This is a genomic window from Streptomyces sp. AM 2-1-1 (assembly GCF_029167645.1).
Lineage (GTDB): Bacteria > Actinomycetota > Actinomycetes > Streptomycetales > Streptomycetaceae > Streptomyces.
Window position 1 is genome coordinate 1,971,077 of record NZ_CP119147.1, and the last position, 14,079, is coordinate 1,985,155.

The 14,079-nt window shown below is 73.6% G+C and carries 12 protein-coding genes; 3 read left to right on the forward strand and 9 right to left on the reverse strand.

All coding sequences use genetic code 11. From position 1 onward, the window contains the following. Positions 1-9: 9 nt before the first annotated feature. Positions 10-1,062, reverse strand: coding sequence for an iron ABC transporter permease (locus PZB77_RS08275; protein ID WP_275495962.1), 1,053 nt, complete (start codon positions 1,060-1,062; stop codon positions 10-12). A 301-nt stretch (positions 1,063-1,363) separates the two neighbouring features. On the opposite strand from PZB77_RS08275, the gene PZB77_RS08280 reads away from it, so the two are divergent. Continuing rightward, positions 1,364-1,957 (forward strand): MSMEG_1061 family FMN-dependent PPOX-type flavoprotein, encoded by a 594-nt coding sequence (locus tag PZB77_RS08280; RefSeq protein ID WP_275491915.1) that lies wholly within the window; start codon positions 1,364-1,366, stop codon positions 1,955-1,957. A gap of 374 nt (positions 1,958-2,331) precedes the next feature. Here the strand turns inward: PZB77_RS08280 and pruA are convergent, their stop codons facing one another. After that, the gene (pruA, locus tag PZB77_RS08285; protein ID WP_275491916.1) at positions 2,332-3,963 is read right to left on the reverse strand and encodes an L-glutamate gamma-semialdehyde dehydrogenase; all 1,632 of its coding nucleotides are present in this window, start codon (positions 3,961-3,963) and stop codon (positions 2,332-2,334) included. Positions 3,964-4,012: 49 nt separating this feature from the next. Then, a complete protein-coding gene (locus PZB77_RS08290; protein ID WP_275491917.1) occupies positions 4,013-4,939 on the reverse strand; it encodes a proline dehydrogenase family protein in 927 nt (308 codons plus the stop codon). Positions 4,940-5,162: 223 nt separating this feature from the next. On the opposite strand from PZB77_RS08290, the gene PZB77_RS08295 reads away from it, so the two are divergent. Beyond that, complete coding sequence (locus PZB77_RS08295) at positions 5,163-6,335, forward strand: helix-turn-helix domain-containing protein (RefSeq protein ID WP_275491918.1); 1,173 nt, start codon at positions 5,163-5,165, stop codon at positions 6,333-6,335. A gap of 132 nt (positions 6,336-6,467) precedes the next feature. Here the strand turns inward: PZB77_RS08295 and PZB77_RS08300 are convergent, their stop codons facing one another. Next, complete coding sequence (locus PZB77_RS08300) at positions 6,468-7,247, reverse strand: SDR family oxidoreductase (RefSeq protein ID WP_275491919.1); 780 nt, start codon at positions 7,245-7,247, stop codon at positions 6,468-6,470. An 85-nt stretch (positions 7,248-7,332) separates the two neighbouring features. Between PZB77_RS08300 and PZB77_RS08305 the strand changes: the two genes are divergently transcribed. Continuing rightward, on the forward strand, positions 7,333-8,184 hold the full coding sequence (locus PZB77_RS08305) for a helix-turn-helix transcriptional regulator (protein ID WP_275491920.1): 852 nt from the start codon (positions 7,333-7,335) through the stop codon (positions 8,182-8,184). A gap of 81 nt (positions 8,185-8,265) precedes the next feature. Here PZB77_RS08305 and PZB77_RS08310 read toward each other — a convergent pair whose 3' ends face one another. From PZB77_RS08310 to PZB77_RS08330, 5 genes are all read right to left on the reverse strand, one after another. Next, positions 8,266-8,790 carry a hypothetical protein gene (locus PZB77_RS08310; RefSeq protein ID WP_275491921.1) on the reverse strand — a complete coding sequence of 175 codons (525 nt, stop codon included), beginning with the start codon at positions 8,788-8,790 and terminating at the stop codon, positions 8,266-8,268. Then, complete coding sequence (locus tag PZB77_RS08315) at positions 8,787-9,488, reverse strand: hypothetical protein (protein ID WP_275491922.1); 702 nt, start codon at positions 9,486-9,488, stop codon at positions 8,787-8,789. Before PZB77_RS08315 ends, PZB77_RS08310 begins: the two co-directional genes overlap by 4 nt. A gap of 458 nt (positions 9,489-9,946) precedes the next feature. Then, positions 9,947-10,144 (reverse strand): hypothetical protein, encoded by a 198-nt coding sequence (locus PZB77_RS08320; protein ID WP_275491923.1) that lies wholly within the window; start codon positions 10,142-10,144, stop codon positions 9,947-9,949. Positions 10,145-10,420: 276 nt separating this feature from the next. Beyond that, positions 10,421-11,161: an alpha/beta hydrolase gene (locus PZB77_RS08325; RefSeq protein ID WP_275491924.1), complete on the reverse strand. Its 741-nt coding sequence runs from the start codon at positions 11,159-11,161 to the stop codon at positions 10,421-10,423. Between the two features lie 369 nt (positions 11,162-11,530). Continuing rightward, positions 11,531-13,930, reverse strand: a complete 2,400-nt coding sequence (locus PZB77_RS08330; RefSeq protein WP_275491925.1) for a Tox-REase-5 domain-containing protein — start codon at positions 13,928-13,930, stop codon at positions 11,531-11,533. Between the last annotated feature and the right edge of the window lie 149 nt (positions 13,931-14,079).

Genomic DNA, 14,079 nt, shown 5'->3' on the forward strand with positions numbered 1-14,079 from the left:
CGGGGGCGGTCACAGCTCCACCAGCTTCCGGCGACGCACCAGGACGATGAAGGGGATGCAGCCGATCACCGCGGTGACGATGCCTGCCTGCACTTCGGCGGGGCGGGCGACCAGGCGGCCCACGATGTCGGCGGCGAGCAGCAGGATCGGGGCGAGGACCGCGCTGTAGGCGAGGACCCAGCGGTGGTCGGGGCCGGTGATCAGCCGGGCGGCGTGCGGGACGACCAGTCCGACGAACCCGATGGGTCCGGCGATCACGGTCGCCGAGCCGCAGAGCAGCACCACGGCGAGGGCTGAGGCCGCGCGGGCCGGGCCGACCCGCTGCCCGAGGCCGCGCGCCACGTCGTCGCCGAGGGCGAGGGCGTTGAGCTGGGGACCGACGGCGAAGGCGAGGAGGGATCCGGCCACGATGAAGGGCAGTACCTGCCAGAGCGCATCGGTCTCCCGTCCGGAGAGCGAGCCGACCTGCCAGAAGCGGAACTGGTCGAAGGTCTTGCTGTCGGTCAGCAGGATCGTGGTGGTGAGCGACTGCAGGAGCGCGGTGGTGGCCGCTCCGGCGAGCGCCAGTTTGACGGGGGTGGGGCCCTCCCTGCCCACCGAGCTGACGCCGTAGACGAAGAGGGCGGCGAGCAGTGCGCCGCCGAAGCCGAACCAGATGTACTGCCCGGGGGCGGTGAGGCCGAGGACGCCCATGGCGAGGACCACACAGGCGGAGGCTCCGGCGTTCACGCCGAGCAGTCCCGGATCGGCCAGGGGGTTGCGGGTGACGCCCTGCATGAGCGCTCCGGCGAGCCCGAGGGCCACTCCGGCGAGGAGGCCGGCGAGGGTGCGCGGGACGCGGACCGTCCGGACCACGAGGTGGGTGCGCCGGGAGTCGTCGGGGCTGAACAGGGCGTGCCACACGTCGGCGAGCGGGACGTGCCCCGACCCGACGGCGAGGCTGATCCCGGCGATCAGTACGAGCACCACCACTGCGGCCACGAGGCCTGCGGCGAGAGCGGGACGGGAACCCTCGCGGCGGGTTCCGCCGCCGGCCGGCGGGGCGGTGGGCGCCGTCGGCAGGGTGGCGGAGGCCGGCCTCACCGGGCGCCTCTCACGGTGGCCGGTATCGCATCCGGCATGGTTCGCTCCTCAACGGCTCCTCGTGGAGCCGTTGCCACGCTCCACGCAGGGTTCATGCCCGCCAGGAGATCACCCGAGGGCCTACAGTAAGGTGACCCTAACATCGTATGCATGGCCGGAAAAAACCGGTCTGCGCCCCGAGGGTCCGGGTGGCGGACCGCGTAGATCCGGCCACCCACGCGTACCGGCGAGGGCGACCCCCGTCCGTGCGTACCCTCAGGTCACCTGCCAGGAAGTCGCCTTGCACCTCAGCACCGCAGCGCCCGCCCCCGCTCCGTCCTCCGCGGCCTCCCGCGACGGTCACGTCGAGCTCACCGACGCCGACGAGCTGACCGCGCTCCTCGGCGCCCCGCATCCGATCGTCATCGAGAAGGTGCACGACACGCTGACGGAGGAGGACCTGCGGCTCATCGACCGGTCCCCGCTGTGCACGATCGCCACCTCCGACGCGCAGGGCAACTGCGACGCCTCACCGAAGGGCGGGGCGGCCGGCTTCACGCTCGTCCTGGACGAGCGCACCCTCGCCCTGCCGGACCTGCCGGGGAACCGCCGCTCGGACGGCTTCCGCAACATCCTGCAGAACCCGCACGTGGGCCTGCTCTACCTCATCCCCGGCGTCATGGACGTGCTGCGGGTCAACGGCCGCGCCCGGATCCTGCGGGACGCGCCGTTCTTCGACGACCTGGCGGACGCGGCGGGCACCCGGCCGCAGCTGGCGCTGCTGGTCGAGATCGACGAGATATTCCGGCACTGCCCCGCATCGCTGCGCCGCTCCGGCGTCTGGCAGCCCGGCACCTGGGGTACGGCGCCGAAGGTGCCCGGACAGCGCGGCTGAGTCCGCCGGGACCCGAAAGCTGCGCGGAGGCGCCGGCCACGGGCCCGGACGCCGCCCGACCGCACCCCTGTCCGCCGTTCGTCGGCGGGCAGGGGTGCGGTGCGTCCCGGCCCGGACGCACCGCGAGGCCGGGTGCCCGCGCCCGTCGGGGCCGGGTGCCGGTCAGGAGGGAACGGACCCGTGGCTCGGGACGAAGCAGAGCCCGCAGCGGGACGCGGTGCGGGACCGCCACGGGGGCGGCGCGGGGACGGGCGGCCCGCACCACGGCGGACCGCCCCCGTCCGGCAGGGGGGATGCCGGGCGGGGGCGGGGTTCTGGGCGGGACGCCGGCCTCGTTGTCACGAGCGAGCTGCGGCCGGCGGCCCCTGGGGGCGTCAGCCCTGGTGGGGGTAGGTGTACTCGGTCGGCGGGACCAGCGTCTCCTTGATGGCGCGGGTCAGCGTCCACCGCTGGAGGTTCTGCGGGGCACCGGCCTTGTCGTTGGTGCCCGAGGCACGGCCGCCGCCGAAGGGCTGCTGGCCGACGACGGCACCGGTCGACTTGTCGTTGATGTAGAAGTTGCCCGCCGCGTAGCGGAGCTTCTCCATCGTGTGGGCCGCGGCGGCGCGGTCGTTGGCAATGACCGAACCGGTCAGGGCGTAGTCGGAGACCGACTCCATCTGCTCCAGCATGGCGTCGTACTGGTCGTCCTCGTACACGTGCACGGCGAGGATCGGGCCGAAGTACTCGGTCGTGAAGACCTCGTTCTCCGGGTCGGTGCACTCGATGACGGTCGGGCGGACGAACCAGCCCACCGAGTCGTCGTAGGTGCCGCCCGCGACGATCGTGCACGCCGGGTCGGCGGCGGCGCGGTCGATGGCGGCCTTGTTCTTCGCGAACGCCCGCTCGTCGATGACGGCGCCCATGAAGTGCGACAGGTCGGTGACGTCGCCCATGGTGATGGCGTCGACCTCGGCCGCGAACTTCTCCTTGAAGCCGGAGTTCCAGAGGGAGGCCGGGACGTAGGCGCGCGAGGACGCCGAGCACTTCTGGCCCTGGAACTCGAAGGAGCCGCGGGTCAGCGCGGTCTTCAGGACGGCCTGGTCGGCCGACGGGTGCGCGACGACGAAGTCCTTGCCACCGGTCTCGCCGACGAGCCGCGGGTAGGTGCGGTAGTGGGCGATGTTGTTGCCGACCGTCTTCCACAGGTGCTGGAAGGTGGGGGTCGAACCGGTGAAGTGGATACCGGCGAGGTCGCGGTGGTTCAGCGCCACCTCGGAAACGGCGATGCCGTCGCCGGTCACCAGGTTGATGACGCCCTTGGGCAGACCGGCCTCCTCCAGGAGCTGCATCAGCAGCACCGCGGAGTGGGTCTGGGTCGGGGACGGCTTCCACACGACGACGTTGCCCATGAGCGCCGGGGCGGTCGGCAGGTTGCCCGCGATGGCCGTGAAGTTGAACGGCGTGATCGCGTAGACGAAGCCCTCCAGCGGGCGGTGGTCCATGCGGTTCCACACACCGGTGGAGTTGGCCGGCGGCTGCTCGGCCAGGATCTGGCGGGCGTAGTGCACGTTGAAGCGCCAGAAGTCGACGAGCTCGCAGGGGGTGTCGATCTCGGCCTGCTGGGCGGTCTTGCCCTGGCCGAGCATCGTGGAGGCGGCCAGCGTCTCGCGCCACGGACCGGAGAGCAGCTCGGCGGCGCGCAGGATGATCGCGGCACGGTCGTCGAAGGCCATCGCGCGCCAGGCCGGTGCGGCGGCGAGCGCGGCGTCGATCGCGTCCTGCGCGTCCTGCTCGGTGGCGCCGGCGAAGGTACCGATGACGGCCCGGTGGTTGTGGGGCTGCACGACGTCGAAACGCGCGCCGCCGCCCATCCGCTTCTCGCCGCCGATGGTCATCGGCAGGTCGATCGGGTTCTCGCCGAGTTCCTTGAGCTTCGCCTCCAGGCGGGCGCGCTCGGGGGAACCCGGGGCGTAGGAGTGGACCGGCTCGTTGACCGGCGCGGGGACCTGGGTGACAGCATCCATGAGTGCCTTGTCTCCTTGGTTCGTCGGGGTGGGGATCGCCGGGGCGAGATCAGCCCTTGGTGAGGACGGAGCGGGCGAAGAAGAGGAGGTTGGCCGGCTTCTCCGCGAGGCGGCGCATGAAGTAGCCGTACCAGTCGGTGCCGTACGCGGTGTACACGCGCATCCGGTGACCCTCGGCGGCGAGGCGGACGTGCTCGTCGCTGCGGATGCCGTAGAGCATCTGGAACTCGTACTCGTCCAGCTTGCGGCCGGACGTGCGGCCGAGCTCCTGGGCGATGGCCACGAGGCGCGGGTCGTGCGACCCGATCATCGGGTAGCCGTCGCCCTCCATGAGGATCTTCAGGACGCGGACGTACGCCTTGTCGATCTCGGCCTTGTCCTGGTACGCGACGGAGGCGGGCTCCTTGTACGCACCCTTCACGATACGCACGCGGCTGCCGGCGGCGGAGAGGCGGCGGGCGTCGTCCTCGGTGCGGAAGAGGTACGCCTGGATCACGCAGCCGGTCTGCGGGAAGTCCTTCCGCAGCTCCTCGTGGATGGCGAACATCGAGTCCAGCGTGGTGTGGTCCTCGGCGTCCAGGGTGACCGTGGTACCGATCGCGGCGGCGGCCTCGACGACCGGGCGGACGTTCGCGAGGGCCAGCTCGTGGCCGTTCTCGAGGGCCTGGCCGAACATCGAGAGCTTGACGGACATCTCGGCCCTGGTGCCGTGGCCCAGCTCCTTCAGACGGCCGACCAGCTCCAGGTAGGCGTCGCGCGCGGCGGCGGCCTCGGCGGGGGTGGTGATGTCCTCGCCGACCACGTCGAGGGTGAGCTCCAGGCCCTTCGCGACGGAGGACTCGACGACCGGCAGGACCTGGTCGACGTTCTCACCGGCGATGAAGCGGTCGACGACCTGCTTGGTGCCCGGCGCGGCCGAGACGAACCGGCGCATGCGGTCGCTGCGCGACGCGGCGAGAATCACGGGACCCAGCACGGGGCACCTCCACATAAGTACGGATGGACGACTGCGGGAACGGTCTTCCGCGGCCCTGCACGGGCCGGACGAACGGGCGAGGACGCCCGCACGGTCCGGACCCCGACGGCACGGAGACCCACGCTGAAATCTATGGATCCCCCCGAGCGTCTGCCATCGACAGCTGTCACGCATCCGTGCTCACCACCTCAGACATGTGTCTGAAGGGTGCGAGAATGGCGGGATGAAAGGCGACTACCAGGAACTCGTCGACGAGATCTCCGGGCTGCTCACCGCTCCCGCCACCCTGGAGAACCGCGACTTCGGCCTGATCGCCTTCGGCGTGCACGACAGCGACGACGACACGGCCATGGACCCGGTCCGCACCCGGTCGATCCTGACCCGGCGCTCCACCCCGGCGGTCCGTGCCTGGTTCGAGGGCTTCGGCATCACCCGCGCCACCGGGCCGGTCCGGATTCCGGCGGGCCCGGAGGCCGGGGTCAACCGCGGCCGGATCTGCCTCCCGGTACGCCACCGGGGCGTGGTGCTCGGCTACGTCTGGCTGCTGGACACGGAGCCCGGCCCCACCGACGAGCGGCTGGCGGCGGCCATGGAGGTGGCGGACCGGATCGGGGCGCTCCTCGCCGACGAGGCGCGGGCGGGCGCCGGCCTCTCCCGTGAACTGGGCGCCGCCCTCACCTCGGGGCACGGCTGGCAGCGAGACATGGCACTGACCGCGCTCCGGGAGTCGCTGGGGGCCGACGCGGACGGGCCGCACGCGATGGTCTGCGTCCTGCCCTGGACCGCGGACGACACCCCCTCGGCCCGTACGGTGCCGTCGGCGGCGGCGCTCGCGGTGGTGGCATCCCCGGCCCGGGCACTCCCGGGGGCGCCGCCGGGAGCCGAGGCGCTCTCTCTGGCCGCGTTGGTACGGCTCCGCTCCCCGGACGCACCCGGCCCCGCGCACTCGGCGGCCGAGCGGTTGCGTGCCGACGCGGGCGCGGCCGCGACCGCCGGGGTGGCCGCTCCGCGCCGGGGCCTCGCCGGGCTGGCCGACGCCTGGCACGAGGCGGTGTCGGCGGCCCGCGCCGCAGCGGCCGAGCCCCGGTTCGGGCCGGTCGCCCCGTGGTCGGGCATCGGCCCGTACCGCCTGCTGACCGCGCTCCCCCGCTCCGGTGCCGGCCCGGACCCCGCGGTGTCCACGCTGCTGGCGCCCGTCCACGCGGAACTGGCCCGCACGGCGGAGACCTTCCTCGACCTCGCGGGGCAGGCCGGCCGGACCGCGGCCGAGCTGGGCATCCACCGCCAGACCCTCTACTACCGGCTCTCCCGGATCCAGCAGCTCACCGGTCTCGACCTGAGCGACGGCGAGGACCGGCTGCTGCTGCACATGGCGTTGAAGGCGGCACGGATCTGAGCGGCCCCGGATGCCGTGCACCGACGGGAACCCGAGCGCCGACGGGACCGGCCGTGCCGTCGGTGAGGCCGGGGAGAAGATGCTCGCCCGCCACGTCACCGGTCGCCGGAGGCAGTCGGCCGGCGCCTGCCGTCAGGCGCCGGCCCCGCCGTCCACCGGCAGCATCACGCCGGTCACCATCGCCGCACGGTCGCTGAGCAGCCATGCGGCGGCCTCCGCGACCTCGTGCGGCTCCGCCATCCGCCCCAGCGGGATGGATGTGGTCAGCCGCGCCGTGATGCCGGGGGTCTCCGCCTCCCACCTGTCGATCATCTCGGTGGTGGTGCCGCCCGGGGTGATGCCGTTGACGCGGATACCGTCGCCGGCCCAGCTCACGGCGGCGGTCTCGGTGAGACTGTTGAGCGCCCGCTTCATCGCGCCGTACGCCGGCAGGGCCGGATTGGCGCGGCGGCTCCCGATGCTCGACGTGTTGACGATGGCGCCGCCGCCGCGCCGCATGAGGGCCGCCTGCGCGTTCATGGCCGTCCAGTGCGCCCGGAAGTTCACGGCGAACTGCTCGTCGATGTCGTCCTCGCTGGTGGTGTCGAGCGGGCCGGGACGCTGGATCGCCGCACCGTTGTTGAAGGCGCCGTCCAACCTGCCGTGCAGTTCCTCGACGCGGTCGACGGCCGCACGGATGCTCACGCGGTCGGCGAGGTCCATGGGCACGGCGTGGGCCACGCCGCCGTCGGCACGGATGCCGGTGACGATCTCGTCGAGGGCGCTCGTCGAACGGGCTGCGAGGACCACGGCCGCCCCCTCACGGGTGAAGAGCCTGGCCGCCGCGGCGCCGATGCCGCGGCTGGCGCCGGTGATGAAGACGACCTTGTTGGTGAGCAGGCCGACAGGGGGGAATTCCTGGTTGTTCGTCATGACAGCAGTCTTGGGCCGGGGCCGGACCGGATACAGGCACAGGTAGTACCAGGGAACGCCGCCGTACCCCGTGCACACTGGGGCCATGGACAGACAGGAACTGGGCGCCTTCCTCCGCAGCCGCCGCGAGCGGCTCCCGCCGCAGGACGTCGGTCTCCCCTCCGGACCACGCCGGCGCACCCCCGGGCTGCGCCGCGAGGAGGCCGCGGTCCTCGCGCACATCTCCACGGAGTACTACGTCCGTCTGGAGCAGGGCCGCGCGCCCCGGCCGTCGGGCGAGGTCCTCGCCGGGATAGCGGGTGCACTGCGGCTCACCGACGCCGAGACCGACCATCTCCACGTCCTCGCGGGCACCGCGCCGGTCCGCAACCGGCTGCACCGGCGGGACGTCCGGCCGAGCATCCTCGCGCTCCTGGAGCGACTGCCGCAGACGGCGGGCGTCGTGATGTCCGCCGCGTTCGAGGTGCTCGCCTGGAACCCCCTCGCGGCCGCTCTCATGGAGGACTTCGCGGCCGTCTCCCGCGAGGAACGCAACCTCGCCCGCCGCGCCTTCCTCGGGGAGCGGCGGCCCGGCCGCCCGCTGTACGGGGTGTCCGACGCCTCCGAGTTCCGGCACCACGTCGTGAGGGAGCTGCGCGCCACCGCGGCCCGCTATCCGGCCGACCCCGACGTGACCGGCCTGGTCGACGAACTCCGCAGCGGCAGCCCGGACTTCGCCCGCCTGTGGGAGCGGCACGACGTGCAGGTCGCCCCGACTCTCAGGAAAACCTTCCACCACCCGGTCGTCGGCGAGGTCACCGTGAACTGCGACAGCCTCGCTCTCAGCGACTGCGACCAGCACGTGGTGCTCTACAGTGCACCGCCGGGGTCGTCCGACGCCGAGGCGCTGGCCCTGCTGAACGTGCTGGGGACCGAGGCCGTCGACTACCGGCGGTAGCGAACCTTCCGGCGGCCGACGGCACAAGCAGCCCGTGGGCGTGGTCCACCGCCGCCGCGTCGGCCGTCCGTACGGGGAACGTCACTCCTCGTCCGGGTCCAGCTCGACGACGGGCGACTCGCTGACCAGAGTGACCATCACTAGGGGCGCGTCCCCGTCGCTGTGGCCGACGCTCACTCCCACCCAGCGGTCGCGTCCGGGCAGCGGTCCCCAGACGCTCAGGTCGCCGTAGCAGTCCTCGTCGAGCAGTGCGGCGAAGGGCTCGGGCAGCGGCCGGCCCGCCCGCCGTCGGGAGAGCGCCGGGTGCATCGCCACCCGCCGGTGCGGCCCCCATCGGACGTCCAGCTCCGCGACGAGCAGGCCGAGTTGCCGCTGGGCCGCACCTTCCGCGTCGGTCCAGTCGCTCCCGTACGCCCCGGTCAGGTCGTCGCTCTCCCAGAGCGGGACGAGGCGGAACCCCTCTCCGGCGGTCGCCCGCCACTCCCCCGTCACCGGGTCGCCCTCGCCGAGGGTGGGCCCCCGCGCCGGTACGGGGCCGGCCGCCAGAGCCGCCACCTCGGCGACGGCCCGCCGCGCGTCGAAGGCCTCCCCGGCCCGCACGCTCACAGCACCGCCCGGTCCAGGGGACGGGGCAGCGGGCGGAGCGCCCCCGCCGCGCCCAGCGCCTCGTACGCCGTGAGCACCTGCGCCGTACCGCCGAGGGCGAGCAGGACGCCCCCGCCGGGCAGTTCCCGCCGGCCGGCCCCGAGCCCGTCCGGGATCAGGGCGGCCCGGGCGGGCGAGAGGTAGCCGTACCGGCCGACGAGCGGGTCGCCGACGGTGTGACCGGCCTCGTCCTCCAGTGCGTCGAGGAGGTCGTCGTCGCTGACGTCCCCGAAGTCCGGGTCCCAGACGTGCGCGAGCGCGGCGAGCAGTTCGCCCTCGGGGACCTCGGCACCGTCGGGCGCCTCGACGGCCACCACGACGGAGTGGAGCAGGAACTCCGGTGCCCCGCCCGCGAGTCCGCTGATCTCCACGCGAACCCCCGCGCCCGGGGCGGCGATCACCCGGAGCCCGGTCCCGACCCGGTCGGACCAGTCGTCGGCCGTGCGCGCCTCGCGCAGGACCCCGGCCAGCGGCTCCCGCCCCCGCGCGAGCGGGGTGTCGTCCGCTCCGGACGCCCGTACGCGCCGCCACTCCCACACGGTCCCCGACGCGTCGCCGAGCAGCTCGGCCACCTTGTGGAGCGTCAGGTCCCAGCGCTCCGCCAGCGCTTCGACGGATTCCACCCGGGGGCCCCAGAAGCCCCGCACCACACGCCGCATCCGCTTCCTCCGTCGCCCGTGTCCACGCCTCTCGCGTCAGCAGAGTAGAGGCTGTCCGGCGGTTCGTGGCGGATCGGTGCGCGGCGTCGGTCGCGGTGCGTCGTCGGGTGGAGACGAGGACCGGGCGACGATCGCCTCGACCCACTCTCCCTCCCGATGTCGTGACCCTCCTGTCCGCCGATCCCGACCCGGAGATACGGGCCGGATCGCGCGCCGCACCGACCTCCGCCCGCCGAGCGCCGGGCACCGGGCACTGGCCGCCGCTCCCGACCCGGACGTACCCGGGAAGGTCGCCCACCACGCGGACCTGGGACCGGCCGAGCGCCGCACGCTCGCGACGGACCCCGACACGGCCGGCCGGCCGTGTCCGTCGACCCCGGACTGAGCGAGGAGGAACGCGTCGGATCGACTACGAGGTCCCCCTGGACGACGACTTCGTCCTGCCTGTCCAGGCAGGGTCACCCCAGGATCCCGAGGCCGTCCGCCGGAACGCACTCTCCGGACACCCCCTGCTGCGCCGGCGTGCGGCCAGGGATCACCTGCTGCCGCCGGACCTCGTCACTCGCCCGGCCGACGACGATCTCGGCGTACGCGTCCTGCGCGCCCAGAACCATCCGGACGCCCCCGCACCCCTCGACGACGAGGAACCGGCCCACGCCGCTGCCGCGAACCCGGCGCTGAGTCCGGACTCGGTCCACCGGCTGGTGGAGGTGAACGGCCGATGACCGGGTCACCGGCTCCGTGACCCGCTCCGGTCACTCGTCGAATCCGCTTACGGGGACGGGGACATGGTGTCGAGCGACTCCCACGAGGCCCGCGGCCCGGTGATCGCCCGGCGACCCGGGGAGTTCACCCAGCGGTGCGGAGACTGCCCCGAGCAGGGTGCGGGCCCTGCCGGGGTCGGCAGGGCCCCACCTCCTACAAGGTGCCGCTCAGCTCAGGTGCCGGGCGAGGAAACGTTCCGCGGCCTCCCCCGCCGACTGCGGGACGCCGGTGTGGCCGCCCATGCCGGCGAGCAGCGTCTTCTCCTCGGAGCCGAAGGCGTCGAAGAGGTCCAGGGCCGCCTGCCGGTCGTTCCCTTCGTCGTCCCACTGCAACAGGACGAACAGGGGAACGGTGACCCGGCGGGCCTCCTCGACCATCGAGCGGGGGACGAAACTCCCGGCGAACAGGACGGCGGCCGCGATGCGCGGCTCGACCACCGCCAGCCGGATTCCGAGGGAGATCACTCCTCCCGAGTACCCGACCGGCCCGCCGATCCCGGGCAGTGCGAGGAGGGCGTCGAGGGCGGCCTGCCATTCCGGGACCGCCTGTTCGACCAGCGGGAGGACGAGCGCGTCGACGGTCTCGTCCCCGACCGGTTCGCCGGCCTGAACGGCCCTGCGCATGTCCGCACGAGCCCGGTCGACGGCGGCCAGACGGGGCCGGTCGCCGCTTCCGGGAAGTTCGACGGTGGCTGCGGCGAAGCCGTCGGCCACGGCCTGCCGGGCCCGCCCCACCAGCCGGGGGTACATCGTGCCCAGACCGAGCGGGGGGTGGCCGAGCAGGATCAGCGGCACCGGTGCGGACGCGGATGCCGAGGCGGGCGTCCACAGGATGCCGGGAATGTCGCCGAGGGTGAACTCGCGCTCGACGACGTCGTCGTCGAGGCGCTGTTCGGAGGTGAAACGCATGGTCGTGCCTTTCGGGAGAGCTCGCGTACGGCGCTCCCGGACGACCTATCGCCCGACCGTGACCCCGGAGGAGAGCACCACAGTGAATGGGTTCACGGGTACCACCTCCTCGTTCTCTCGCACGGCCTCCGGAAGGCTAGCACCTGCGCCGTGCCGGGCCGAGGGGGTTCTCCCTCCGGGCTCCGGGCTCCGGGCTCCGGGCCGCACGGGACCGTGTCCGGCGGATCACGGCCGGCCGGTGACACGACGTCCGCTGCGACGCGGGGCGCCGTGCCGGATGCCGAGCCCTCGCGTCGATCCGCCGGACACCTCTCGCGTCGACCTGGCCGGACACCCCCGGGCACCCCCCGTGTCGCCGCCGGACACCCCTCAGTCGAACGCCCCCGGCTTCCTCGCGCTGTCGATCGGCTTCTGCGCGGTGTGCACCACCTTGATCGGCAGCCCTTCCTCGCGGAAGGCGGCGCGGGCGGCCTTGGCCACGTCCGGGTCGGAGAAGTGCCATTCGACGGCACGGCCCCCGGACGCCTCCACCTGGGCGCGCGCTTCCGCGAGGAACTTCTCCTTGCCGGAGGCGGTGAGCGCCGCCCTGCCCGGCTGGGCGAGGTAGCTGGTGTAGCCGTTCTTCGCCTCCAGGAACGTCTGCCTGCTGGAGTCCCAGCCGTCGTACTCGACCGCAGGCTTCCCCTCCCTGGGGTTCGGCACGACGTACTCGCGGCCCCGGACCGTACCGGTGACCTGCTCCTGGTAGCGGAGCCAGGACTCGTTGGTCCAGTTGGGCGGCGGGTTGCGGTCACGGCTCGCCCAGTAGCCGTCGCCGAGGTCGGCGGAACCCAGCTCGGGGTCGTTCAGGTCCTTCGCCCAGGGCGCGGGCTCGTAGTTGCGCGGGTCCGAGGTGTCGTTGCGCCGGGGCTCCGGGTACTGCTTCAGTTCCTCGGCCGCCTTGCGGGCGCGCTCCGGCTCCTCCAGCCGTTTCTTCTCGAGCGCGGCCGCCTGCGCGTCGGCGCGGGCCTTCTCCGCCGCCGCCTTGGCCTCCGGGTCGCAGCCGCCCTCCGCGAGGACGATCCGGCCGGCGGAACCTGCGGCGAGGATGCCGGTGCCCGGCCCCGGGACGCCGCCGGATCCGCCGCTGCCACCGCCCGCGCCGGTGGGCACGAGCGGTCCGGAGGCGATGACGCAGCCGCTTCTGCGGGCCGCGTCCTCCGCCTTGTCCGCGGCCTCGTCGGCCTCCTTCGCCGCCTTGCTCAGCCCTTCGAGGTCTCCCGCCTCGGCTGCCGCGGCCGCCCGGCGAGCGGCCGCGCCGGCGTCCCCGGCCGCGTCGGCGACCTCTTCGGCGATCTTGCCGAGCTTTCCGAGTTTGCCGACCTTGCCGACGACCTTCGCGACGTCGTAGCCGGGGATGAAGAGCGAGCCGACGTTCCAGATGACGTCGGTGACGGCGCGCGTCTTCTCCCCGTTGTTCCACCGGTCGCGCACCTCGTCGCCGACGAACACGGTGTCACCGACGCTGACGACGGTGCCGACCGACGCCTTGCCCCAGTCGAAGACCGCGCCCAGGTAGTCGCCGTCGCTCCACTTGCCCGCGGCGTCCTTCGAGTCCTGTGTCCACTGGTTGCCCAGTTGCTTGCCGTAGTCGGCGAGGCCCGACCATGTGTCGGGCTTGAAGAGGTCGACGATTCCGGTGACGTCGCCCCAGAAACCGTCGACCGCGACACCCTTGACGACCTGGGTGGTCTGGTCCCACGCGCAGCCGAAGATGCCCCAGCCGCCGCAGTCCTGCTTCTCGTCGTCCCCGTCTCCGCCGTCGCCGCCCTCGTCGTCGGAACCGCTGGAGTCGACGGCCCGGACCGGCGGGTCGTACGCGGCTTCCGGTTCCTCGGTCGTCCCGGGGTAGGTGTCCGTGCCGCCGGTGGGGCCGGCCGTGGAGCCGGAGGTGCCGCCGGACGCGGCCCCGCCGCTCGAACCGCCCTCCGCCCCGCCGCCGGTGGTCGTGGAGCCGCCGTCGGAGCCCGCACCGCCGGTCGTCGTCGTGGAACCGCCCGGGGAGCCCGTGCCGCCGGTGGTCGTGGAGCCGCCGTCGGAGCCCGCACCGCCGGTGGTCGTCGTGGAACCGCCCGGGGAGCCCGTGCCGCCGTCCGTCCCGGCGCTCCCGCCCGTACCGCCGCTCGTGCCGCTTCCCGCCTCGACCGATCCGCTGCCGGAGACCGGGCAGGAGGAGCCGGTGAGGGAGCAGATCGCGGAGTGGAGGCCCTCGGTGATCCGGCCGCCCAGGCCGCCGACGGTCAGCGCCCCGACGAGCGCGACGACGATCAGCACCAGGCCGAGGTACTCCAGAGCCGTCTGGCCCCGGTCGCGGCGCCAGGTGATCAGGTGCGGGACGGAGAACTCCGGCCGTGCCGCGCGCCGGCCGGGCGGCAGCCGGAACCACTCCCGGCTCCGCCGCCGGGAGACGAGGATCAGGATCAGGGACGGTACGAGGAGCTGGGTGAGGCCGTGCGCCGAACCGCCGGCCAGGTTGGACGCCCCGCCTGCCACCAGCCAGATCTGGAGGGTGGTGACCGCCCACCGGAGGCCGTTGCCGCCCTCGTGCAGCCGGCGCGAGAGCCACCAGGCGGCCGCCCCGGGCAGGGCCGCCCAGGCGACGATGCCGAGGAGTTCGCCGCCCACCGCGTCCACGGCGAAGGCGGAGCCGAAGAGACCGACCGCGCCCACGGCGGTCGCCGCGACCAGCACCAGGAGGAGGACCTGCGTGAGCGCCAGGGCGCGGGGCATCGGCTGCCGGCCACCCGGTGCCGGAGCCGCACCACTGGTCCCGTCGGCCCCTCCGGCCCCGCCGTGGGGGTGTATGCCATCGAAAGCCGACATGATGACCCCAACCCCCGGTGCACGTGCACGACATGACTGCCGGACACGCTAGGGCG